General features: G+C 67.7%; 18 protein-coding genes and 1 pseudogene. 6 read left to right on the top strand and 13 right to left on the bottom strand.

The window, feature by feature from the left end:
* Window positions 1-6 precede the first annotated feature (6 nt).
* Window positions 7-801, top strand: coding sequence for a DUF4349 domain-containing protein (locus AC3WL7_RS01665; protein WP_492749098.1), 795 nt, complete (start codon window positions 7-9; stop codon window positions 799-801).
* Window positions 802-843: 42 nt separating this feature from the next.
* On the opposite strand, the gene AC3WL7_RS01660 is transcribed toward AC3WL7_RS01665, so the two are convergent.
* Both AC3WL7_RS01660 and AC3WL7_RS01655 read right to left on the bottom strand, forming a co-directional pair.
* On the bottom strand, window positions 844-1,137 hold the full coding sequence (locus tag AC3WL7_RS01660) for a hypothetical protein (protein WP_200732357.1): 294 nt from the start codon (window positions 1,135-1,137) through the stop codon (window positions 844-846).
* A gap of 68 nt (window positions 1,138-1,205) precedes the next feature.
* Window positions 1,206-2,150, bottom strand: a complete 945-nt coding sequence (locus AC3WL7_RS01655; protein WP_200732356.1) for a LysR substrate-binding domain-containing protein — start codon at window positions 2,148-2,150, stop codon at window positions 1,206-1,208.
* Between the two features lie 115 nt (window positions 2,151-2,265).
* On the opposite strand from AC3WL7_RS01655, the gene AC3WL7_RS01650 reads away from it, so the two are divergent.
* Window positions 2,266-3,138, top strand: a complete 873-nt coding sequence (locus tag AC3WL7_RS01650) for a DMT family transporter (protein WP_108760031.1) — start codon at window positions 2,266-2,268, stop codon at window positions 3,136-3,138.
* Window positions 3,139-3,443: 305 nt separating this feature from the next.
* On the opposite strand, the gene AC3WL7_RS01645 is transcribed toward AC3WL7_RS01650, so the two are convergent.
* A complete protein-coding gene (locus AC3WL7_RS01645) occupies window positions 3,444-4,346 on the bottom strand; it encodes a peptidylprolyl isomerase (RefSeq protein ID WP_283221922.1) in 903 nt (300 codons plus the stop codon).
* A 65-nt stretch (window positions 4,347-4,411) separates the two neighbouring features.
* Here AC3WL7_RS01645 and AC3WL7_RS01640 point away from each other — a divergent pair, with 65 nt between their 5' ends.
* The 3 genes from AC3WL7_RS01640 to AC3WL7_RS01630 all read left to right on the top strand — a co-directional run bounded on the left by AC3WL7_RS01640 (window position 4,412) and on the right by AC3WL7_RS01630 (window position 7,386).
* On the top strand, window positions 4,412-5,956 hold the full coding sequence (locus AC3WL7_RS01640) for a HEAT repeat domain-containing protein (RefSeq protein WP_492749097.1): 1,545 nt from the start codon (window positions 4,412-4,414) through the stop codon (window positions 5,954-5,956).
* A 90-nt stretch (window positions 5,957-6,046) separates the two neighbouring features.
* Window positions 6,047-6,412, top strand: coding sequence for a PadR family transcriptional regulator (locus AC3WL7_RS01635; protein ID WP_079221238.1), 366 nt, complete (start codon window positions 6,047-6,049; stop codon window positions 6,410-6,412).
* Window positions 6,409-7,386, top strand: a complete 978-nt coding sequence (locus AC3WL7_RS01630) for a sensor domain-containing protein (RefSeq protein WP_295519979.1) — start codon at window positions 6,409-6,411, stop codon at window positions 7,384-7,386. Before AC3WL7_RS01635 ends, AC3WL7_RS01630 begins: the two co-directional genes overlap by 4 nt.
* Before the next feature lie 82 nt (window positions 7,387-7,468).
* Here AC3WL7_RS01630 and AC3WL7_RS01625 read toward each other — a convergent pair whose 3' ends face one another.
* Together AC3WL7_RS01625 and AC3WL7_RS01620 are read right to left on the bottom strand one after the other, a co-directional pair.
* Window positions 7,469-8,776, bottom strand: coding sequence for a polyhydroxyalkanoate depolymerase (locus AC3WL7_RS01625; protein ID WP_079221240.1), 1,308 nt, complete (start codon window positions 8,774-8,776; stop codon window positions 7,469-7,471).
* A 93-nt stretch (window positions 8,777-8,869) separates the two neighbouring features.
* Window positions 8,870-9,460, bottom strand: coding sequence for a class I SAM-dependent DNA methyltransferase (locus AC3WL7_RS01620; protein WP_492749096.1), 591 nt, complete (start codon window positions 9,458-9,460; stop codon window positions 8,870-8,872).
* A 143-nt stretch (window positions 9,461-9,603) separates the two neighbouring features.
* Here AC3WL7_RS01620 and AC3WL7_RS01615 point away from each other — a divergent pair, with 143 nt between their 5' ends.
* Window positions 9,604-10,059, top strand: a complete 456-nt coding sequence (locus tag AC3WL7_RS01615; protein WP_079221242.1) for a CopD family protein — start codon at window positions 9,604-9,606, stop codon at window positions 10,057-10,059.
* A gap of 133 nt (window positions 10,060-10,192) precedes the next feature.
* Here the strand turns inward: AC3WL7_RS01615 and AC3WL7_RS01610 are convergent, their stop codons facing one another.
* The 8 genes and pseudogenes from AC3WL7_RS01610 to bamA form a co-directional block, all read right to left on the bottom strand.
* Window positions 10,193-11,152 (bottom strand): acetyl-CoA carboxylase carboxyltransferase subunit alpha, encoded by a 960-nt coding sequence (locus AC3WL7_RS01610; protein WP_200732353.1) that lies wholly within the window; start codon window positions 11,150-11,152, stop codon window positions 10,193-10,195.
* A gap of 130 nt (window positions 11,153-11,282) precedes the next feature.
* Window positions 11,283-14,882, bottom strand: a complete 3,600-nt coding sequence (dnaE, locus tag AC3WL7_RS01605) for a DNA polymerase III subunit alpha (RefSeq protein ID WP_492749095.1) — start codon at window positions 14,880-14,882, stop codon at window positions 11,283-11,285.
* Window positions 14,883-15,080: 198 nt separating this feature from the next.
* Window positions 15,081-15,752, bottom strand: coding sequence for a ribonuclease HII (gene rnhB / locus AC3WL7_RS01600; protein ID WP_492749094.1), 672 nt, complete (start codon window positions 15,750-15,752; stop codon window positions 15,081-15,083).
* Window positions 15,749-16,912, bottom strand: a pseudogene (gene lpxB, locus AC3WL7_RS01595) (lipid-A-disaccharide synthase); the annotation flags it as partial. The pseudogene lpxB and the gene rnhB, both read right to left, overlap by 4 nt.
* A gap of 92 nt (window positions 16,913-17,004) precedes the next feature.
* Window positions 17,005-17,796, bottom strand: coding sequence for an acyl-ACP--UDP-N-acetylglucosamine O-acyltransferase (gene lpxA / locus AC3WL7_RS01590; RefSeq protein WP_079221247.1), 792 nt, complete (start codon window positions 17,794-17,796; stop codon window positions 17,005-17,007).
* A 19-nt stretch (window positions 17,797-17,815) separates the two neighbouring features.
* Window positions 17,816-18,271, bottom strand: coding sequence for a 3-hydroxyacyl-ACP dehydratase FabZ (gene fabZ, locus AC3WL7_RS01585; RefSeq protein WP_492749093.1), 456 nt, complete (start codon window positions 18,269-18,271; stop codon window positions 17,816-17,818).
* Window positions 18,268-19,290 carry a UDP-3-O-(3-hydroxymyristoyl)glucosamine N-acyltransferase gene (gene lpxD / locus AC3WL7_RS01580; RefSeq protein ID WP_079221249.1) on the bottom strand — a complete coding sequence of 341 codons (1,023 nt, stop codon included), beginning with the start codon at window positions 19,288-19,290 and terminating at the stop codon, window positions 18,268-18,270. Before lpxD ends, fabZ begins: the two co-directional genes overlap by 4 nt.
* A gap of 459 nt (window positions 19,291-19,749) precedes the next feature.
* A complete protein-coding gene (gene bamA, locus AC3WL7_RS01575; RefSeq protein ID WP_492749092.1) occupies window positions 19,750-22,173 on the bottom strand; it encodes an outer membrane protein assembly factor BamA in 2,424 nt (807 codons plus the stop codon).
* Between the last annotated feature and the right edge of the window lie 27 nt (window positions 22,174-22,200).

Here is a 22,200-nt window from a genome sequence, read left to right as displayed (position 1 = left end):
GGCGCGATGATCGCGCTGCTGGCACTGGTGGTCCTGGGAGGCACCAGCTGCGCCAACAAGGAGCGCGCACCCGGTGGTGGCGCGCCCGCACCCATGGCCGCGATCAAGCAGGGCGAGGGTCAGTTCCTGGCCTACACCCACGAGGTCCGCGTTGAACTGGACGGCGACCGCATCGGCCCGCGCCTGCAGGCCCTGGCCGAGTCCTGCCAGAAAGCCCAGTTTGGTGAATGCACGCTGCTGGAGATGAGCGAAGGCGATTACACGCCACGCCCCGACGCGCTGCGTCACGAGGCGCGCATCCGCGTCCGTCTCGCGCCCGACGGGGTGGGGCCGTTCATCGCACTGGCCGGCCGCGACGGGCACGTTGCCAACCGGTCCACCGATGCGGAAGATCTTGCCGAGCAGGTGGCCGACACCCGCCGCACGCAGGACCGCCTGCAGCGCGAATACGAAAAGCTGTCGGTGATGCAGCAGCGGGCCGACGTCAAGGTGGCCGACCTGCTGGCCATCTCGCAGCGCATGTCGGAAATCGAGGCCGGCCTGGAAGCCGCCAACCGCGAGGCTGCACAGCAGCGCCGCCGCATCGATACGCAGCTGGTGACCGTGCAGCTGGAACCGCCGTCGGGCGAAACCGGGCGCAGCGAGATCGGCGCCGCGGTACGCGACTTCGGCGGCGTGTTCACCAGCAGCGTGGCCTTCGTCATCCGCGCCGTTGCCGCACTGGTACCTGTGGGCGTGGTGCTGTGGCTGCTGGGCTGGGTGGGGCTGGCGCTGTGGCGCAGGCGGCGCCGCAAGGCGTAGGCGCCGGCAACGGGTGACGCCGGGCCAGGCCCGGCGAAGCCCTCAGCCCTCGTCGGTCTCGTACTCGACGAACACGTCCAGTTCCAGTGCCAGTTCCTGCACCGCATCGCGCACCTTCTGCGCGGTGGTTTCGTTGCCGACTTCCACTTCCAGTTCGTGGATGCCCGGGCCGATGTCATCGGACAGGCCGGCCGAGCTGGAATCATCGTCGTCCATGTGCGGCATCAGGTCGTCGGTTTCTTCGACATGTTCGATGCCTTCCAGGCCCAGCAACAGGTCGCTGATGGCGCGGGCGTCGTCTTCGGTTCCGGTGATGCGCAGTCGCAGCATTGGCATGGCGGGTACACAGAGTGGGGTTGCCTGCAGCCTAGCCAGCGAAGGGAAAAGACCGGGTGAGGGCGCAGTCAGCCGGCCGTGGGCGGGCGCCCCAGCAGGCTGTCGGGCAGGGCGGGGATGGGCGTGCGCTCGTCCTGCGCCTGGGCCAGCAGCCAGTCGATGAACACGCGTGCGGCCGGGCTGGGCGGCTGCGCTTCGGCATGCACCACGTAGTAGGCGTAGCGCGCCTTCAGGGCCGGGCCGGGCAGGCGCACGACTTCATAGCGCTGCAGGTAGGGCTGGGCGACGTGGGTACGCGCCAGCACCGCGCCCATGCCGTACACCGCCGCGCGCATCGCATCGGTGCTGTCGGCGAAGGTGTGCATGGGCGGCAAGGGCGAGGGCGGCCGCACGCCGGCATGGCGGAACCAGTCGCGCCAGCCCTGCGGCGAGAGATCGGTCAGCAGGGGCAGCTCGGCGATGCGCGCGGGGTCCTGCAGTGCTTCCACGCCGGGCAGCGCCGGCGAGGCCACCGGGAACAGGTTGTCGTCCATCAGGTGCTGCGCATGCAGGCCCGGCCACTGGCCCAGCCCGTAGCGGATGCCGACCTCCGGCCCGTTCTCGTCGTAGCGGTCCAGGCCGCTGCCGGTGTGCAGTTCGATGCGGATGTGCGGGTGCGCCTGGGTGAAGCGCGGCAGGCGTGGCAGCAGCCAGCAGTAGGACAGCGAGCGCAGGGTGGTGATGCGCAGCGGCACGCTGTCCGCATCCGGCTGCAGGTGGTGGGCGACGGCGGCGACATCGGTGAACGCGGCACTGGCGGCGTCGGCCAGCTGCCGGCCCTCGGCGGTCAGGCGCACGCCGCGCGCATGGCGCAGGAACAGGCGCACCTCCAGCACCTCCTCCAGGCGGCGCACGTGGTGGCTGACCGCGCTGGCAGTCAGGTGCAGCTCCTGGGCGGCCTGGGCGAAGTTCTGGTGGCGCGCGGCCACCGCGAACACGGCCAGTGCGGGGAGCAGGGAAGGGCGTAGCTGCATGTCGAGCCTCAAACCATATTTGTGGCTGGCAGCGATACTACGCGCTTGTGCAGCGGGCGTCTGCGGATGATCCTGTCGGCCCAGACACAGTGCAGGCGCAGGACGGAGGCAGGGCATGAACGCGGTACCGCAGGTGGCTGAGCGCGATTGGCGCACCCCATTGGAGCTGACCCTGCTGGGTGCGATCTGGGGCTGCTCGTTCCTGTTCATGCGCGTGGCCGTGCCCTCGTTCGGCCCGTTCGCGCTGGTGGAGGTGCGGTTGGTGCTGGGCGCACTGGTACTGATGCCGTTCCTGTGGCGTGCCCGCGCGCAGTTCCCGCCGCGCCGCTGGCTGTGGCTGGCGCCGATCGGCCTGATCAACTCGGCGCTACCGTTCGTGCTGTTCGCCTATTCGGCCGAGCAGGCGCCGGCGGCCATCGGCGCCATCTGCAACGCGATGACGGTGCTGTTTGCCGCGTTGATCGCCTTCCTGTTCTTCGGCGAGAAGATCGGCGTGCGCCGTGCCGGCGCGCTGCTGGTCGGCTTTGCCGGTGTAGTGGTGCTGGCCACGGCCAAAGTGTCCGGCCTGAGCATCGGCATGGCGGTGCTGGCCGGCGCGGCCGCCTCGCTGCTGTACGGCCTCGGCGTGAACCTGGTGAAGCGGCACATGACCGGCCTGCCATCGGCTGCAGCGGCGGCGGCAACGCTGGGCTGTGCCTCGCTGTGGATGCTGCCGATGGCGGTGACGCACTGGCCGCAGGCTGCGATTCCGGGCAAGGCCTGGGGCGCAGCGATCGCGCTGGGCGTAGCCTGCACCGGCCTGGCCTTCCTGATGTTCTACCGCCTGATCGGCCGCATCGGTCCTTCGCGTGCGTCGACGGTGACCTACCTGATTCCGCTGTTCGGCGCCGCATTCGCGTGGCTGTTCCTCGACGAACCGGTGACCCTGCAGATGCTGATTGCCGGCGGCCTGATCCTCGGCAGCGTGGCCGTCAGCCAGAAGGGCTGAGCGTACCGACGCACGGGTCGTGCCGGGCGCTGCCCGGCAGCGTCCTCCATGCTTGCGCGCGCGGCTGTGGATCTTGATCTGGGTCCGCCTTGGAGCGCAGGGAACCGGCGCGCAGCGCCGGCTCGCGGACGGCGGCGCGTTTCTTTTGGTTACTTTTCTTGATGGCGCACATCCATGCGCGCCCCCCTTCGGGCCGGCTTCGCCGTTCCGCGCTGCTCCTGCAGCGCGGTGCGCGGGCAAAGAAAAGTGACGCCCATGAACAATGAAGCGCCTTCAGTGCGCGTCAACTGAAAAAAGCCGAAGTACTACCGCACCGGCACCGGAATATTGCACAGGTCGATATGCCCGGCCGGGCGCTTGTAGAAATCATCCACGCGGTTGCGGCGTGCTTCCACCGTATCGGCGAAGGTCTTCGAATCGGTGCGCAGTACCTGGATCGGCGTGCGCTCGGCCGCCGGCACATCGCTCGCCCGGCGGATCGAGACGATCGGCGTGCGCAGCTTCGGGTCTTCATAGAAGCCCATCGGCGCCGGCCCGCGCGGGATCGCGCTGAGCAGTTCCATGCCCTTCAGCACGCGGCCGACCAGGGTGATGTTGCGGTCCAGCTGGCGCGGCGACTGCCCGGTCACCACGTACAGTTCGGCGCCGATGCTGCTGTCTTCTTCATTGCTGCGGCCGGCACCCAGCATGCCGTAGCAGTGCGCCAGCCAGGCCTTGCCGGCCTGCGGGTCCTGGCCCACCGGGAAGCCATCGACGAAACCGGTCTGCGCCGCCCAGCCATCGCGGTCGGGCAGCACGCCTACCTTCAGGCCGGCGCTGGCGCGTTCGAATTCGGCCGGCAACTTGCGCGCGGCGCTGCCGAACGGCTTGGCCTTGGCCGCGTCATCGGCGTCGGCATCGCCGAACTGCACCACGAAATTGTCCTGCGAGCGGTAGATGCTGGTGCCATCCCAGAAGTGCTCATGCGCGAAGGTCTGGATGTTGGCGACATGGCGCGGAGCAAACTGCGGCGCCAGTTCGATGATGACCCGCCCGGCCGGCAGGTCCATGTACAGCAGGTTGGCCGGGTCCGGCGTGCGCCAGTCGCTGGCCGCCGACGCATCGAGAATCTGCTGGGGGCTGCGGTACGGCGTGGCCGCGCTGGCCAGGGCCGGCAGCAGGCAGGCGAGGGCGAGGGTGGTCAGGGCAAGGCGACGGCGGTGCGACATGGGAACCCCGGAACAGGAACGAGGCCTCGATTCTGCGCGAGAGTGCGCGCCTGTGCCACGGTGGCGTGCTGGCCCTGGCCGTCTGCGTCCTGCACGATGGCCATTCTCCCTGGTGGAAGCAGATGATGTTGATACCGCATCCGGACGCGCCTGAGGCCGCACTGCGCGCGATGATCGAGCAGATCCTGAAGGGATTCGTCGATGAGGGCGTGGATCGTGTGCATTGGTTGCAGACCTTGTCGCCACTGGGGCTGTTCGATCTTGATGGGCGTCGGCGCAGTTGGTGGGCCGCCAATGATGATGGCCTGCTCGCCTGTCTGCAGGCCTGTGCAGCAGTGCCGGTGGGTGTGCAGACGGCAGCACTCTTCCTTGCCGGATCCGATGGCAATGGCCGAACGCGCGAGGCCGCGTTGCAGGTGATGCGCTCGGTGCCCAGCCATCTAACGTTGTCCTGTGCCTTGCTCCGCTGCAATGACTGGGTGGCCGAGGTGCGTGCGGTGGCGCAGGATGTCGTGATGTCACTGCTCGGGCAGTGCGCTGTACACGACGTGCTGAAGGCCTGGCCGGTGGCCGTGCGCCTGCGCGCTGCGCAGCGCGTTGACCGGGCGTGGCTCGAGGGCACCCTGTTCGCATGGTTGTCATCGCCCTCCAATCGCGCAGTGCTTGAAGGACTGCTGGACCATCCCGACGCACGCACCCGGCTGGTGGCCCATGTCGTCGCCCTGCGCAGTCATCCAGACCGGGCAGCGTTGCGCGCGCACGCGATTCTGGACAGCGATCCACACGTCTCGCACCTGGCGCTCGCCGATCTTCTGCGGCACGGTGAGCCTGGGGAGATCGAAGCGCAGGGCGCGCTGGCCTTGTCCGCCCCATCAACCAGGGTGCGTAGCGCCGCGCTGCGTGCGCTGGTCGAGCGCGAGGTGGCCGGCATGGATGCATACATCGAAGCCGCGGCTTTCGACCGTTCGCGTGGCGTGCGCCGGTTGGCGGCGTGGCTGCTCCAGCAGCGGCAGGCCACGCCGGCCATCGCGCTGTGGCGCGACGAACTCAAGCACCGGCGCCGAGGGCGATGGCGCGAAGCAGTGGAAGCGATGGCCGATCACGCAGAGGCGGACGATGTGCCGACGCTGCGCGCCTTGTTGCCCGCGGTATCGCCGCGCCACCAGCGCAATTGCCTGCGCGGCTGGGTGCGGGCCGAGGGCGGCGTCGGCCTGGCGGTGCTGCGTGAAGCGCTGGAGATACCGGGGCGGACGGTGCAGGCGTTGCTGGCCAGCGCCACCGCCCTATGGGCGGCAGAGCTGGACCCGGCACGCCTGCTCGCGTTCTGTCATGACGGTCCTTCGCCGATGGCACAGGCGGGCCTGCTTGCGCAGCTGACGAAGCTGCCCCTGTGGCAGCACCTCGACCTGCTGCTGGATGCGGTGCCGCAACGCGAGGATGAACGTGCATGGCACCTGCGGCTCGTGCATGACTGGCTTCGGGTGAGCGGGCAGTACTCGCCGCTGGGGACCTCCCGGCGGCAGGCCCTGGTCAGCCGCCTTGAAGAGGGCAGGCACGCTTTGCCCGAGGCCGTGGCCGTCCGGGTTCTGGCAGCGGTGCGGGGGGCCTGACTCCCTCGCCGCACGGCAGGGTGACTAACGACACATTCGCTATACCGGACTTCGCACTACTGTTGACTCCAACATAGTGGAGGGCCGGTCATGACCGAAGACGACGTCCACCTGAAGAAGTTCCAGAAGGAGCTCAGCGCCGGAACGGTGTCGCTGGCCCTGCTGGCGGTGCTGGCCCGGGCGGGGGAGCCGCTGTACGGGTACCTCATCGCCAAGGAGCTGGAGCGCGTGGGTGAGGGCGTGCTGAGCGGCAAGCAGAGCGCGCTGTACCCGGTGCTGCGCAACCTGGAAGGCGCCGGCCTGCTCGAGAGCCATGTCGAGCCGTCCAGCAGCGGGCCACCGCGCCGCTACTACCGCATCAATGAACGTGGCCACGAAGTGCTGGCGCAGTGGCGCCAGGCCTGGCAGGCCACCCGCGATTCCGTCGATTCCGTGTTGGAGGGGGTACCGCAATGAACGAGCAGAACCTGGCAGGCACTGGCCTGCCCACCACGATCACCCAGTACCTGGCGCAGCTGCGTGCGGCGCTGCAGGGCGCCGACGCGGCGATGGTGCAGGACGCGCTGTACGACGCCGAGGAATACCTGCGTTCCGAACTGGCCGCACAGCCGGGCCGCAGCGAAGCCGAGGTGATCGCCGATGTCGCCAGCAGCTACGGCGCACCGGCGGAAGTGGCGGAGATCTATCGCGAAACCGAGGTGACCGTGAACCGCGCGCTGCGCACGCCGCGTGCCGACACCAGCCCGGTGCTGCGCGCCGCCGCCGAAGCCAGCGGCGTGGCACCAGCCGCGCCGACACCCGCACCGGTGCAGCGTTCGCTGGCGGCACGCTTCTTCGGCGTGGTGATGGATCCGCACACCTACGGCGCACTGTTCTACATGCTGCTGTCGCTGGCCACGGGCACCTTCTTCTTCACCTGGGTGGTGACCGGCCTGTCGCTGTCGCTGGGCCTGCTGATCCTGATCATCGGCATACCGCTGACCGTGCTGTTCTTCGGCTCGGTGCGTGGGCTGGCCTTGCTGGAAGGGCGCCTGGTGGAAGCGCTGCTGGGCGAGCGCATGCCGCGCCGGCCGCGCTACACCGACCGCAGCCGCACGTGGCTGCAGCGCATCGGCGACATGTTCACCGACGGCCGCACCTGGCTGACGCTGCTGTATTTCCTGCTGATGCTGCCGCTGGGCGTGGTCTACTTCACCATTGCTGTGACGCTGCTGTCGGTGTCGCTGGCCTTCATCTGGTCGCCGGTGGCGGCGCTGTTCGACTCGACCGCGGCGTCCATCTACATCGACGGCACCAACGTGCTGCCGCTGGCTGCAACCCCGGTGCTGGCGGTGGTGGGCGCGCTGCTGCTACTGCTGACGATGCACCTGGCCCGCGGCATCGGCAAGCTGCACGGTCTGCTGGCCAAGCACCTGCTGGTGCGGCTGTAACAGCCTGGGGTCGGATCCTGCTGTGGTAGGTGCCAACCTTGGTTGGCACCCACCAGAACCAGGCCAACGGCAAGGCGGGGAATCAACCCGCCTTGCGCCGCAACGGGGTGACGTTGCTCTTCTTCTTCGTGGCCTTGGCAGCCGGTGCCTCGGCATGGGCGGCGAAGAAATCGCGCACCTTCGGGTACACCACTTCGCGCCAGCGGCGGCCGCTGAAGATGCCGTAGTGGCCGGCGCCTTCGACGATGAAATGCTCGCGGCGGTCGGCCGCGATGCCGGTGCACAGCGCCTGCGCGGCTTCGGTCTGGCCGAGGCCGGCGATGTCATCCAGCTCGCCTTCGATGCTCAGCAGCGCGGTATCGCGGATGGCCGACGGGTCGACCTTCTCGCCATTGACCACCCACTCGCCACGCGGCAGCAGGAAGTCCTGGAACACCACCGAAATGGTGTCGAGGTAGTACTTGGCCGGCATGTCCAGCACCGCGTTGTACTCGTCGTAGAACGTGCGGTGCGCGTCGGCGTCTTCCAGGTCGCCCTTGACCAGGTCGGTGTAGAAATCCCAGTGCGAACTGAAGTGGCGGCTGGGGTTCATCGACAGGAAGCCGGCGTGCTGCAGGAAGCCCGGATACACGCGGCGGCCGGCGCCGGGGTAGCTGGCCGGCACGGTGTGGATGACGTTGTTCTCGAACCACGACAGCGGGTTCTGCGTGGCCAGGTTGTTCACTGCGGTCGGGCTGCAGCGCGCATCGATCGGGCCACCCATCATCACCAGCGAGCGCGGGGTCGGCTCGCCACGGCTGGCCATCAGCGAAACCGCGGCCAGCACCGGCACCGTCGGCTGGCACACGCTCACCACGTGCAGGCGTTCGACGCCGAGATGGCGGATGAATTCCTGGATGTAGGCGATGTAGTCGTCCAGCCCGAACTCACCTTCGCTGGCCGGCACCATGCGCGCATCCACCCAGTCGGTGACGTACACGCGGTGATCGCGCAGCAGCGTGCGCACGGTATCGCGCAGCAGCGTGGCGTGGTGGCCCGACAGGGGCGCCACCACCAGCACGAACGGCTGGTTGAGCATCGTGTGCAGCTGGTCGGCTTCGTTGCTGTGGCGCTTGAAGCGCAGCAGCTTGCAGAACGGTTTGCTCACTTCCTCGTGCACGACGATCGGCACGCGCTCGCCTTCGACGTCGATTTCGTTGATGCCCCATTCGGGCTTCTCGTAATCCTTGCCGATGCGATGGAAGAGTTCATTGACCGCCGCCAGGCGATCAGCGCCCGGCATCTGCGACCACCAGTGGCCCTGGTTGGCGAAGAACTTGGCGTTGGCCTGGGCCTGGTGCACCCAGGGGGCGAGCAGGTTGCGGGTCAGTTCGTGTAGTTGATAGAGCATGACGACCGAATATGTATGGTCATATGTTGCCGCGCAGCATATCCCATCCGGGCGTCCCACAGGTTAAGTGGGACAAAAATAATGAATCCGGATTCACATCTTTTCCAGCGCGGCGGCCTCGCTGGCCAGACCCGGGCCCAGCCACAGGTGTGAACCAACGGCCTGCAGGCCCTGGCGGGCCAGCTCGCGGCGGTACCAGCGCGCCGGCCGGGCCTGGAAGCCCTCGTGGTCGCCGTCGAACGCATCCTCGGCGGCGAAGGTCTCCAGGAAGGCCACCCCGGCGGTCAGCTCGCCCACGCCGGCCAGGCCAGCGCGCAGCTCGCGGTCGGGCACGTAGTGCATCACGTCCGAGCACACCAGCAGGTCGACCGGGGCACAGGGCCGCAGCCAGGCGAAATCGCCGAAGCTGGCCATGTGCAGGTTGCGGGTGCGTCCGTAACGGCGCACAGCGTACTCGCTGCTGTCGAAGCCGAGGTATTGGACCTTCGGACGCAGCTTCAGCAGCGGCGCGCGCCAGGCGCCTTCGCCGCAGCCGATGTCGAGCACGCTGCGCACCGGCCGCTCCAGGTAGTACTCGGCGGTGGCCACGGCCAGGGCGACCTTGCGCGCCAGGCGGGCGCTGCCGCCGACATCGGCCCGGCGGTACCAGCGTTGGAAGTAGGCGGCGTCGTAGGTCTTGTCCATGGGGCAGGGCACGCTGAGGGCGGAAACGGCGCCTATCGTACGGCGTCGCGGCCGTGATGCGGCAATTGGCCGCGGCAGCCACCCACGGGGTGGCTCTACTGCGACAATGGGCGCCCATCACCGCCAGCCGCCGGAGCGAGCGCATGCAGAGCTACTACTGGGTCAAGACCTTCCACATCGTGTTCGTGGTGGCGTGGATGGCAACCGTGTTCTACCTGCCGCGCATCCTGGTGAACCTGGCCGAGACCGCGGGCCAGCCGGCGGTGGGCGAGCGCCTGCAGCTGATGGGCCTGCGCCTGTACCGTTTCGGCCATTCGATGTTCGGGCTGGCCTTCGTGCTGGGCCTGGTGCTGTGGCTGGGCTACAAGGTCATCCCGGATTTCCCGACCATGGTCGCGCCCGGCGGCGCCGGCTGGCTGCACGCCAAGCTGGGCCTGGTGGTGCTGCTGCTGGTGTACTTCATCTGGACCGGGCGCCTGCTGAAGGGCGTGGCCAAGGGCCGCACGCTGCCGTCCTCGCGCGCGCTGCGCTGGATCAACGAGATTCCGTTGCTGGCCTTCATCCCGATTGTCTGGCTGGTGCTGGCCAAGCCGTTCTGAGGCGAGGATGCCGTCAACGCGCAAACGAAGAGAGCCGGGCATCTGCCCGGCTCTTTCGTTTCTGCAATCGCCTGCATGTTGCCGGCCAGCGGCCGGCACTACCGGGTTTGGCCAGCGGCCGGCACTACCTGGCTTACGCGGCTTCGTAGGTGCCGTAGCTGCGCAGGCGCGCGTAGCGGCGCTCCAGCAGCTGCTCGGTGGACAGGCCGTCCAGTGCTTCCAGCTCGTTCAGCAGCACGGCCTTCAGGCGCTTGGCCATCTGGGTCGGGTTGCGGTGGGCGCCGCCGGTCGGCTCACGCACCACCTTGTCGACCAGGCCCAGGCTCTTCAGGCGCGGAGCGGTCAGGCCCAGCTGCTCGGCAGCGTCCTTGGCCTTGCCGGCATCCTTCCACAGGATCGAGGCGCAGCCTTCCGGGGTGATGGTCGAGTACACCGCGTATTCCAGCATCACGGTGCGGTCGCCCACGCCCAGCGCCAGCGCGCCACCGGAGCCGCCTTCGCCGATCACCGTGCAGATCACCGGCACCTTCAGCTCGGCCATCTCCATCAGGTTGCGGGCGATCGCTTCGGACTGGCCGCGCGATTCGGCGTCGATGCCCGGCCAGGCGCCGGCGGTGTCGATCAGGGTCAGCACCGGCAGGCCAAAGCGTTCGGCCATCTTCATCAGGCGCAGGGCCTTGCGATAGCCCTCCGGCTTGGGCATGCCGAAGTTGCGCTTGATCTTTTCCTTGGTGTCGCGGCCCTTCTGGTGGCCGATCACCATCACCGAACGGCCGTTGATGCGGGCCAGGCCACCCATGATGGCCTTGTCGTCGGCGAAGGCGCGGTCACCGGCCAGTTCCTGGAACTCATCGAAGATGATGCGCAGGTAATCGGCGGTGTACGGGCGCGACGGATGGCGGGCCAGCTGCAGCACCTGCCAGGAGGTCAGGTTGCGGAAGATCTGCGCGGTGCGCAGGCGCAGCTTGTCCTGCAGGGCGTGAACCTCGGCCTCGACATTGACCGCCGGTCCGGCACTGGCGTTGCGCAGTTCCTGGATCTTGGCTTCCAGGTCGGCGATGGGTTGCTCGAAGTCGAGGTAGTTCGGATTCATCGGAAGCCGTCGTGTAAAGAAGAGGGGAATTCTAGCCGAATGCGCAGCAATGGCCCGTACGCCTTCGTCTGGAAGGCGACGGTACCCCAGCCGGGCAGGGGGCGCCAGTCAGCCGGGGCGTGGGCCAGCCTCAGTTGGCCCACGGCGGGCTGTAGCGCACTTTCAGCGTGCGCACGGCCGGGTCGGCGCGCAGCGCCTCCATCAGCTTGGAATCGATGCGCACCGCGCTCTGCCCGGAGACATCGAGCATGCCGGCCACGCCGCCCTGCGGGCCCTTCAGCAGCAGGTCCAGGCGCAGCGGCGTGCGCCCGGGGCGGTGGCGGTCGAGCACGGCATTGACGCGTTCCCAGACCGGCCGCTGCTGGCGCAGGTCCAGGCGCAGCGACAGGCGCGTGGCGTAGTTGGCGCAGACCTCGTCGAAATCCCAGCACTGGCGGATGCGCAGCGCATAGCCGCCGTTGAACTCGTCCTCGCGCAGGCCGCCCTTGACCACCAGGATGCGGTCCTTGGTCATCAGGTGGCCGAACTCGGCCATGGCATCGGAGAACGCGCTGCACTCGACGCGGCCGCGACCGTCCTCGAGCTGGATGAAGATCTGGCTTTCGCCCTTGCGGCGCACGCCGACCACCTGGCCGGCCAGCACGGTCGGCACTTCCGGGCGCCAGCGCTTTTCGCCGCCGTTGCCACCACCGCCACCGCTGTTGCTGGAACTCCAGATCTTCTCGACCGAACCCAGGTCGTTGCCGACCAGGTCGCGCACATCGTCGCGCCACGGATCGAACGGGTGGCCGCTGAGGTAGAAGCCGAGCGTGTCGCGCTCGCCGTTCAGGCGCTGCAGCAGCGGCCATTCCTCGGCTTCGACCAGGTCCAGCTGGATGGTCGCCGTGCTCGGGTCGGGGCCGCCGAACAGCGAGTTCTGGCCCGAGGCACGCTCGCGCGCCATCTGCTCGGTGGCCTTGATCACTTCCGGCAGCTGCAGCATCAGCGAGGCGCGGTTGTGGCCCAGCTCGTCCAGCGCGCCGCAGTTGATCATCGCTTCCAGCGTGCGCCGGTTGAGCTTGGCCGAACCGATGCGGGTGCAGAAGTCGAGCAGGTCCTTGTACTGGCCGCCCTTCAGGCGTTCGTCCACGACCGCTTCGCAGGCACCCTGGCCGACGCCCTTGATCGCGCCCAGGCCGTACTGGATGGTGTCCGGCGTGGCCGCTTCGAACATGAAGGCGGACTGGTTCACCTTCGGCGGCAGCACGGTCAGGCCGAGGTTGCGCACCTCGTCCAGGAAGCCGACCACCTTGTCGGTGTTGTCCATGTCCGAGGACAGCGTGGCGGCCATGAACTCGGCCGGGTAATGGCGCTTGAGCCAGGCGGTCTGGTAGCTGACCAGCGCGTAGGCGGCAGCGTGCGACTTGTTGAAGCCGTAGCCGGCGAACTTCTCCATCAGGTCGAAGATCGCGTCGGCCTTGGCCTCGTCGACGCCGTCCTTGGCCGCACCTTCGCGGAAGATTTCGCGGTGCTTGGCCATTTCGGCCGGCACCTTCTTGCCCATCGCACGGCGCAGCAGGTCGGCGCCGCCCAGCGAGTAGCCGCCGACGATCTGCGCCATCTGCATCACCTGCTCCTGGTACACCATGATGCCGTAGGTGTCCTTCAGGATCGCTTCGGTGCGCGGATCGGGATAGATGATCTCTTCCTGGCCGTGCTTACGCGCGTTGAAGGAGGGAATCAGGTCCATCGGGCCGGGTCGGTACAGCGACACCAGCGCGATGAGGTCTTCGAAGCGGTCGGGCCGCGCGTCCTTCAGCAGGCGGCGCATGCCCGAGGATTCGAACTGGAACACCGCACCGGTGTTGCCGTTGGCGAAGATGTCCTTGTAGGTGGGCGCATCGTCCAGCGGGATCGCGGCGATATCCACCGGCGGGATGCCGGCGCGCTCGTGGCGCTTGTTGATCGCCTTCACCGCCCAGTCGATGATCGTCAGCGTGCGCAGGCCGAGGAAGTCGAACTTCACCAGGCCGACTTCTTCCACGTCGTTCTTGTCGAACTGGGTGACCGGGTTCTTGCCCAGGCCGTTCTCATCGTGTTCGGCGTACAGCGGGCAGAACTCGCTCAGCGGCTCGGGCCCGATCACCACGCCACCGGCGTGCTTGCCGGCGTTGCGGGTCAGGTCTTCCAGCTGCAGCGCCAGGTCGATCAGGTCGCGGACATCGTCCTCGCTCTCGTAGCGCTGGATCAGTTCGGCCGAGGCCATTTCCGAGCTCGGGCCTTCCTTGCCCTTGCCCAGCGCATCCTTCAGGTGGATGCCCAGGATGTTCGGGATCAGCTTGGAGACGCCGTCGACCAGGCCGTACGGGAAGCCCAGCACGCGGCCGGAGTCGCGCACCACCGCCTTGGCCGCCATGGTGCCGTAGGTGATGATCTGGCTGACGCGCTCGCGCCCGTACTTGCGCGCGACGTAGTCGATCACTTCATCGCGGCGGTCCATGCAGAAGTCGATGTCGAAGTCAGGCATCGACACGCGTTCCGGGTTCAGGAACCGCTCGAACAGCAGGTTGTACGGCAGCGGGTCCAGGTCGGTGATCTTCAGCGCCCACGCCACCAGCGAACCGGCACCCGAACCACGGCCGGGGCCGATCGGGATGCCCTGGTTCTTGCCCCACTGGATGAAGTCGGCAACGATCAGGAAGTAGCCCGGGAAGCCCATCTTGATGATGGTGTTGAGCTCGAACTCCAGGCGTTCGAAGTACTCCTCGCGGGTCTTGCCCGGCGCCAGCGGATTCTTCTCCAGGCGTTCTTCCAGGCCATCGCGCGACATCTTCTGGATCCAGGTGTCCAGGGTCTCGTCGTCGGGCACCGGGTAGTTGGGCAGGAAGTAGGTGCCCAGCCGCATCTCGATGTTGCAGCGCTCGGCCAGCGCCAGCGTGTTGTCGATGGCATCGGGGATGTCGGCGAACAGCGCACACATCTCCTCGGCCGACTTCAGGTACTGCTGGTCGCTGTACTCGCGCGGGCGCTTGGGGTCGTCCAGCACGCGGCCGGTGGAAATGCACACGCGCGCTTCGTGCGCGCTGAAATCGGTCGGCGCCAGGAAGCGCACGTCGTTGCTGGCCACCACCGGCAGGCCGCGCTGGCCGGCGGCCATCAGCGCGAAGCGGTTGAAGGTTTCCTCGCCTTCGCGGCCGGTGCGGGTCAGTTCCAGGTGCAGGCCATCGCCGAACGCGCGCTGCCAGTCGGCCAGCTGCTGCTCGGCAAGGTCGTGCTTGCCGTCCAGCGCCAGGCGGCCGGCCAGGCTGTCACGGCCGGCCAGCGCGAACAGGTTGGCATTGCCGGCCTTCAGCCAGTCCGGGTGGATCGCCACGCCGCCTTCGGGCCGATGGCCTTCCATCCAGGCGCGGGTCAGCAGCCGCGACAGGCTCAGGTAGCCCTCGCGGTCGCGGCACAGCAGGGTCATCCGCCACGGGTCCTGGCCTTCCTCGGCGATCATCACGTCGGCGCCGGCGATGGGCTTGATGCCCACGCCTTCGGCGGCCTTGTAGAACTTGACCAGGGCGAACAGGTTGTTGAGGTCGGTTACCGCCAGCGCGGGCAGGCCGAGTTCGACCGAGCGCGACAGCAGGTTGGCCTGCTTGGCCTTCTTCGGGTCGGCCTGGTCCGGCTTGGCCGGCACGCGGATGGTCGAGTCCGCCAGCGAGAACTCGGTGTGGACGTGGAGATGTACGAAGCGGGAGTTGGACATGCCGGACCAGGTTGGAGCGCGCGGGCCCCGGGTGCTGACGGGGAAATCGTCACCGGGGTCGGGAAGCGCTGGAGTGCCCGGTCAGGGTAACGAGGGCAGGGGGTGGCGACAAGGACTTGACGGTGCGGCGATTGCGCGGATCCGCCGGGCGCGGTCACGCGTTCAGGGTAGCGCCGGGCCATGCCCGGCGGCCGTTGTTCAGGCAATCGCGATGTCGGCCGCCACAACCTGCGGCGCTTCCAGGCATTCACGCACCGGCGCGAAGCTGCGGCGGTGCTCGTCGCAGGGGCCGTGGCTGCGCAGCGCGGCCAGGTGGGCGGGGGTGCCATAGCCCTTGTGCTGGTCGAAGCCGTACTGCGGGTGCCGCACGTGCAGTTCCTGCATGTAGCGGTCGCGCGAGACCTTGGCCAGGATCGAGGCCGCCATGATCGCGCGGTCGATGCCATCACCGCCCACCAGCGCCTGCGCCGGCAGCACCAGGCCCTTGGGCACGACGTTGCCATCGATGCGGGCGAAGCCGGCCACGTGGGCCACGGCAGCCACCACGTCGCGCATGCCCTGCAGGGTGGCCTGGTAGATGTTCAGGCGGTCGATGGCGTTCACGTCCACCAGCACCACCTTCCAGGCCAGGGCCCGTTCGATGATGCGGTCGTGCAGCTGCTCGCGGCGCGCGGCGGTCAGCTGCTTGGAATCGTCCAGGCCGTTGATACGCGGCCGCGACGGGTCGAACACCACGGCGGCAACGGCCACCGGGCCGGCCAGCGGGCCACGGCCGGCTTCGTCCACGCCGGCCACCAGGCGTTCGGGCTCGACCACGGCAGCGCCGTCGAACAGGGCCAGGCTGGCCGCCGCGGCCGCGCGACGGCTCATGCGGTTTCCTGCTTGCTGACCAGCAGCTCGCCCACCGCATCGGCGGCGCGCGCCGAGGCATTGCGGCGCAGGCGCTCGTGCAGGCGCTCGTAGGTGCCCTGCAGGTCGGCGCTGCGCTGCGGGTGGTCGAACCACTGCTGGATGGCCGCGGCCAGCTTGTCCGGCGTGCAGTCGTGCTGCATCAGTTCCGGGGCAAGATCCTGCGCAGCGAGGATGTTGGGCAGGGCGAAGCGGTCGACCTTGATCAGCCCCAGCGCCTTCACCAGGCGGTAGGTCAGTTCGTTGACCCGGTAGCCTACCACCATCGGCCGCTTCACCAGCATGGCCTCCAGCGTGGCCGTGCCGGAGGCCAGCACCACCACGTCGGCGGCGATCATCGCCGTGCGGGCCTGCCCATCGAGGACATGCGAGTACGCCACCGGCAGCGCCGAGCGTGACAGCTGTTCCTCGATCAGGCGGCGGCAGGCGGCGTTGGCCGCCGGCACCACCACGTGCAGGCCGGGGATGCGTTCGGAGACCTGCCAGGCCGCCTCGAAGAACGGTTCGCCCAGGCGTGAGATCTCGCCCAGGCGGCTGCCCGGCAGCACCGCCAGCACCTTGGCTGAGGCGGGCAGGCCGAGCGCGGCACGGGCCGCATCGCGGTCACCGTGCAGCGGAATGTCATCGGCCATCGGGTGGCCGACAAACCGCGCATCGATGCCGTGCCTGGCATAGATGGGCGGTTCCATCGGGAACAGGCACAGCACCAGGTCGGCACTGCTGCCGATCTTCTCCGCGCGCTTCTCGCGCCAGGCCCAGACCGAGGGGCTGACGTAGTGCACGGTGGGGATGCCGCGCTGCTTCAGCCAGCGCTCGATGCCCAGGTTGAAATCCGGCGCATCGATACCGATGAAGACATCCGGTTGCCACGCCAGCGCCCGCTCGCGAAACGCCGAGCGCAGCTTGAGCAGGCGTGGCAGGTGACGCAGGACTTCGGTCAGGCCCATCACCGCCAGCTCGCTGGCATCGTGCCAGGTCTGGCAGCCCGCATTGCGCATCGCGTCGCCGCCGATGCCGGCGAACTCGGCATGCGGGAAGCGCGCCTTCAGCTCACGCACCAGGCCCGCGCCGAGCAGGTCGCCGGAGGCTTCGCCCGCCACCAGCGCGATCCGCAACGGGCGCTCGCTGAGCACCCGCTGCGCAGGCACGCTGCCGGCCATCGAGGCCAGCGGGATGACGGCGGCGCCGGCCGGCGCCTGGCCGGTCGTGGCGCTCATCGCAGCAGGTGCCTCTCGGTGTGCTCGATGAAGTCCAGCATGGAGCGGACGTCATCGCTGGCCTGTGCCTGCTCGGCCAGCTGCTGCTTGGCTTCGGCCAGCGGCAGGCCTGCCACGTACAGGGTGCGGTAGGCACGCTTGATGGCGGTGATGCGTTCGGCATCGAAGCCACGGCGCTTGAGGCCTTCGCTGTTGATGCCGCGCGGGCGGCCCAGCGAATCGGTGCCGACCATGGTGAACGGCGGCACATCGCCATTGGTCAGCGCGCCCATGCCGAGGAAGGCGTGGGCACCGATGCGGCAGAACTGGTGGGCACCGGCGAAGCCGCTGATGATCACGTAGTCGCCGACGGTGACATGCCCGGCCAGGGTGGTGTTGTTGGAGAACACGCAGAAATCGCCGACGTGGCAGTCATGCGCCACGTGCGTGTAGGCCAGCATCCAGTTGTCGTTGCCGATGGTGGTGATGCCACCGCCGCCGCCGGTACCGCGGTTGAGGGTGACGAATTCGCGGAACACGTTGCGGTCGCCGATCACCAGTTCGGTGCGTTCACCGGCGAACTTCTTGTCCTGCGGCTCGCCACCGACCGCGACGTGGCCGATGAAACGGTTGTCGCGGCCGATCCGGGTCGGGCCATGGATGCTGCAATGCGGACCGACCTCGGTGCCGGCGCCGATCTCGACGTCGGGCCCGATGATGGTGAACGCGCCCACGCGGACGTCGTCGGCCAGTCGTGCCGACGGATCGATCACGGCGGTGGGATGGATCAGGGGAGCGCTATCGGTCATCTCGGTCCTCCGTACAGGGTCAGTCGCGGGTGCCGGCGCACAGCACCTCGGCGCAGGCGACGACTTCGCCGTCGACCTTGGCCACGCAGTCATACACGGCCATGTTGCGGATCACGCGCTTGATCTCCACGTGCATTTCCAGCACGTCGCCCGGCACCACCTGCTTGGTGAAGCGGGCCTTGTCGACCTTGACCATGTAGAACAGCTTGGACTGCGAATCGCGGCCCAGGGTGAGCTGGGTCAGCACGCCGCCGGCCTGGGCCATGGCTTCGATGATCAGCACGCCCGGCATGATCGGCTGGTTGGGGAAGTGGCCCTGGAAGAACGGCTCGTTGATGCTGACGTTCTTGGTGGCGACGATCTTGCGGGCGTCGTAGTCGATCGACAGAACCTTGTCGACCAGCAGGAACGGGTAGCGGTGCGGCAGCAGCGACTGGATCTGCGCCATGTCCGGCAGGGTCTGGGGCTGGCTCATTCTTTCTCCTTGCTCACAGACAGGATGCGACGGGCCAGTGCATCGAGCTGCTTGAAGCGCGCGGCGTTCTTGCGCCACGTGCGGTTGTCGGTCAGGGGCGTCCCGGACGAGTACTCGCCCGGTTCGGTGATGGAGTTGCGGACCACCGATTTGCCGGTGATCACGACCTTGTCGCAGATTTCCAGATGGCCGACGACGCCGACGGCGCCGCCGAGCAGGCAGTAACGGCCGATCTTGGCGCTGCCGGCGATGCCGGTGCAGCCGGCGATGGCCGAATGGGCGCCGATCTGCACGTTGTGCGCGATCTGCACCAGGTTGTCGAGGCGGACGTCTTCGGCCAGCACGGTGTCTTCCAGCGCACCGCGGTCGACGCAGGTATTGGCGCCGATCTCGCAGTCATCGCCGATGCGGACGCCGCCCAGCTGCGGCACCTTGATCCACTTGCCGGCATCCATCGCCAGACCGAAGCCATCGGCGCCGAGCACGGCACCGGGATGGATGCGCACGCGCTTGCCGAGCTTCACGCGGGTGACCAGGGTGACGCGGGCAATCAGCTCGCAGCCGGTGTCCAGGGTGCAGTCTTCGCCGATGATGCTGCCGGCGCCGATGATGCAGTTCTCGCCGACCACGCTGCGCGCACCGATGGTGACGAACGGGCCGATGTGGGCGCTGGCGGCCACCTGGGCCTGCGGGTCGATGACCGCGCTGGGGTGGATGCCCGGCTCACGCACGGGTGCGACGTCGAACAGCGCGGCGATCTTGGCGAAGGTGGTGTAGGGATCCTTGGCGACGAGCGCGGCGCCGGGGGCGGCTTCGGCGTCCTCGGCACGCAGGACCACCAGCGAGGCCTGGCTGTCGGCCAGCTGGGCGCGGTAGCGCGGGTTGGCGAGGAAGGTCAGCTGGCCGGCACCGGCATGGGCGAGGGTAGCCACGCCACGGATGGCGGTGGCGGGGTCGCCATGGACCTGCAGACCGAACTGATCGGCGAGTTGCTGGGCGGTGTAGGTAGGAGTATTCACGGCGGGAGTTTAACGTGTGACGCCAGTCCGGTCATGCGGGGGCGTTCTGCGGCGCCTGTCTGCTATCGGGGGGGAGGCGGCGGGTGGCCCTGGTCAGGACACGCAAAATCCCCTCCATGGTGCTCGATGGCGCCTTGCTCGTGTGCGCTGTCCTGCGCACACGGCAAGACCGGGGTTGGGCGTCCTGCCCAACCCGCCCTAGGCATGCCTAGGGCCCATGGCGCCAACGGTCCTGGTCAGCCCCCTGCGCCATCACCAGATGATTTCACGCGGTGGCGGTAAAAAGCAGCCAGCATCCGTCCTGCAAAACGAAAACGCCGGGCAGAGCCCGGCGCTTCGTAACCCGTCTGGTGGAGAGCCCCCCTTCTGTTAAGGGGGGCGCGCCAATGGCGCGGGGGATAGGGAGCAGGATAGGCCCCGCGGTTTGCATCGCAAACCGTGGGAACGTTTGGGGGCCAGTTAGAACTGGCCACCAAACGTAAACTGCAGGCGCTCGATTTCGTCGCCGTCCTTCTTCTTCAGCGGGAACGCGTAGCTGATCGAGATCGGGCCGACCGGGGCGCGCCACAGCAGGGCCACACCGGTGGACACGCGCAGTTCGTTGGCCTTGAAGTTATCCACGCCGTTGTAGACGTTGCCGAAGTCCACGAAGGCCGACACGCGTGCCGACGGGCTGTCGAACAGGCGCGGGAAATAGGCTTCCACCGACCCGACGGTCTTCAGCGAACCACCCAGCGGCTGGCCGTTCGAGTAACCATTGATCGCTTCCGAACGCGGGCCAAGGGTGTTGTCCTCGAAGCCGCGCACCGAGTTGGTGCCGCCAGCGTAGAAGTTCTCGTAGAAGGGCAGGCCGGAGGCCTTGACCGTCTTCACGTAGTCCGAGGAGCTCGGGTTGCAGTCGACGGTCTGCGTCGGGTTCGGGTTGGCTTCGGTCGGCGCGGTCCAGCACAGGTCGCGGATCTGGTCCTTGCCGTAGCTGTCGCCGTAGCCGATTTCAGCACGCGTGTTGATCACCAGCGAGGGCATGATCGGCCAATACTTGCTGATCTGGTAGTTCAGCTTGAAGTACTCGACGGTCGAGCCCGGCAGGGTGGTTTCCAGGCCGATGCGCTGGTACGTACCACGGGTCGGCATGAAGTAGTCGTTGCGCGAATCGCGCGCCCAGCCCAGCTCGCTGCGCCACGCATGGAACGTCTTCGTGCCCAGAGCATCGATGTAGTCGATGATCGACTGCGGCGTCGCGTTTCGGTAGGTCGTGATCTGGTTGCTGTCGATGCCGAACATCAGCGAGACGCTGTCGGTCTCGGTCAGCGGCACGCCGAACACCACCTGCGCAGAACCATTGGTGCTGTTGTACTGCGCGGTGTTGAAGTCGGAGTAATCCAGTTCGCGCCAGGACAGGTTGTAGCCCAGCGACACGCCGTCATCGGTGAAGTACGGGTTGGTGTAGCTGAAGCCGTAACGCTGCAGGTAGCTGCTGCGCGAGGCTTCGACCGACACGCGGTTGCCGCCGCCGAGGAAGTTGTTCTGCGACAGCTGCACCGAGGTGGTCATGCCGTAGGACTGCGAGTAGCCCAGGCCGAACACGAAGCTGCCCGACGTGGTTTCCTTGACGTTGTACACCACGTCGACCTGGTCGTTGCTGCCACTGACCGGCGGGGTTTCAACGTCCACCGACTCGAAGTAACCCAGGCGCTGCAGGCGGATCTTGGAACGATCGATCGCCGCCTGCGAGTACCAGGTGTTCTCGAACTGGCGCATTTCGCGACGCAGCACTTCGTCGGAGGTGCGGGTGTTGCCCTTGAAGATGATGCGGCGCACCGACACGCGCGGGCCGGGGACGACCTGCATGTTCACCGCGACCGTCTGCTCGGCACGGTTGGTGGTCGGGATCGGGTTCACCTTGGCGAACGCGTAGCCGATGTTGGACAGCGAATTGGTGATCGCGTCAGAGCTGAACTCCAGCAGCGCACGCGAGAACGTGTCGCCGGCGCGCTGCACGACCATGCGCTCGACATCTTCCTGCGGGAGGATGGTGTCGCCGCTGACCTTGATGTCGGAGATCTTGTACTGGTTGCCTTCGGTCACGCCGGCCGTCACGAACATGTCGCGCTTGTCCGGGCTGATCGAGACCTGGGTCGAGTCGATGCTGAAATCGACGTAGCCGCGGTCCAGGTACCAGGAGTTGAGCTTTTCCAGGTCGCCGGACAGCTTTTCCTTGGAGTACTGGTCATCGCGGCGGTACCACGACGCCCAGTTGTGCTCCTTGGATTCCCAGGTTTCCAGGATGTCTTCGCTGTCGTACTTCTCGGTGCCGACCAGGTTGACGTGGCGGATCTTGGCCGCCTTGCCTTCCTTGATGGCAATGGCGATGTCCACGCGGTTGCGGTCCAGCGGGCTCACCGTCGGGGTGATCTCGACGTTGTACTTGCCACGATCGTTGTACTGGCGGCGCAGTTCCTGCGTCACGCGGTCCAGGCTCAGGCGGTCGAAGGTGCCGCCTTCGGTCAGGCCGATGTCGGACAGGCCCTTCAGCAGCTGGTCGGACTTGATGTCCTTGTTGCCGGTGACGGTCAGCTTGTTGATCGCCGGCCGTTCCTTGACGGTCACGACCAGGATGTTGCCCTGGCGGTCCAACTGCACGTCTTCGAAGAAGCCGGTCTTGTAGAGGGCGCGGATGGTCTCGCCGACCTTGCTGTCGGTGACCGTCTCGCCACGTTCCACCGGCAGGTAGGTGAACACCGTACCCGAGCTGATGCGCTGCAGGCCGTCGACGCGGATGTCGCTGACAGTGAAGGGCTCGGCTGCCTGGGCCAGGGCGGGAGCGCCGGTGACGGCGGCGAGGGCGAGGGCCAGCAGGCGGCGATTGGGGAGTCGCGTCATGTCACGTCCGGTAGGAAGGTCGATTTC

It is taken from the genome of Stenotrophomonas sp. FW305-3-2-15-E-LB1 (assembly GCF_058787375.1).
Note: the sequence above shows the minus strand (reverse complement) of the source record. Positions and strands in the feature narration are given on the sequence as shown.

Coding starts and splice junctions, on each gene's coding strand:
- AC3WL7_RS01665 (WP_492749098.1), top strand. CDS start 7: ATGATCGCGCTGCTGGCACTGGTGGTCCTGGGAGGCACCAGCTGCGCC.
- AC3WL7_RS01660 (WP_200732357.1), bottom strand. CDS start 1,137: ATGCCAATGCTGCGACTGCGCATCACCGGAACCGAAGACGACGCCCGC.
- AC3WL7_RS01655 (WP_200732356.1), bottom strand. CDS start 2,150: ATGCAGCTACGCCCTTCCCTGCTCCCCGCACTGGCCGTGTTCGCGGTG.
- AC3WL7_RS01650 (WP_108760031.1), top strand. CDS start 2,266: ATGAACGCGGTACCGCAGGTGGCTGAGCGCGATTGGCGCACCCCATTG.
- AC3WL7_RS01645 (WP_283221922.1), bottom strand. CDS start 4,346: ATGTCGCACCGCCGTCGCCTTGCCCTGACCACCCTCGCCCTCGCCTGC.
- AC3WL7_RS01635 (WP_079221238.1), top strand. CDS start 6,047: ATGACCGAAGACGACGTCCACCTGAAGAAGTTCCAGAAGGAGCTCAGC.
- AC3WL7_RS01630 (WP_295519979.1), top strand. CDS start 6,409: ATGAACGAGCAGAACCTGGCAGGCACTGGCCTGCCCACCACGATCACC.
- AC3WL7_RS01625 (WP_079221240.1), bottom strand. CDS start 8,776: ATGCTCTATCAACTACACGAACTGACCCGCAACCTGCTCGCCCCCTGG.
- AC3WL7_RS01620 (WP_492749096.1), bottom strand. CDS start 9,460: ATGGACAAGACCTACGACGCCGCCTACTTCCAACGCTGGTACCGCCGG.
- AC3WL7_RS01615 (WP_079221242.1), top strand. CDS start 9,604: ATGCAGAGCTACTACTGGGTCAAGACCTTCCACATCGTGTTCGTGGTG.
- AC3WL7_RS01610 (WP_200732353.1), bottom strand. CDS start 11,152: ATGAATCCGAACTACCTCGACTTCGAGCAACCCATCGCCGACCTGGAA.
- dnaE (WP_492749095.1), bottom strand. CDS start 14,882: ATGTCCAACTCCCGCTTCGTACATCTCCACGTCCACACCGAGTTCTCG.
- rnhB (WP_492749094.1), bottom strand. CDS start 15,752: ATGAGCCGTCGCGCGGCCGCGGCGGCCAGCCTGGCCCTGTTCGACGGC.
- lpxA (WP_079221247.1), bottom strand. CDS start 17,796: ATGACCGATAGCGCTCCCCTGATCCATCCCACCGCCGTGATCGATCCG.
- fabZ (WP_492749093.1), bottom strand. CDS start 18,271: ATGAGCCAGCCCCAGACCCTGCCGGACATGGCGCAGATCCAGTCGCTG.
- bamA (WP_492749092.1), bottom strand. CDS start 22,173: ATGACGCGACTCCCCAATCGCCGCCTGCTGGCCCTCGCCCTCGCCGCC.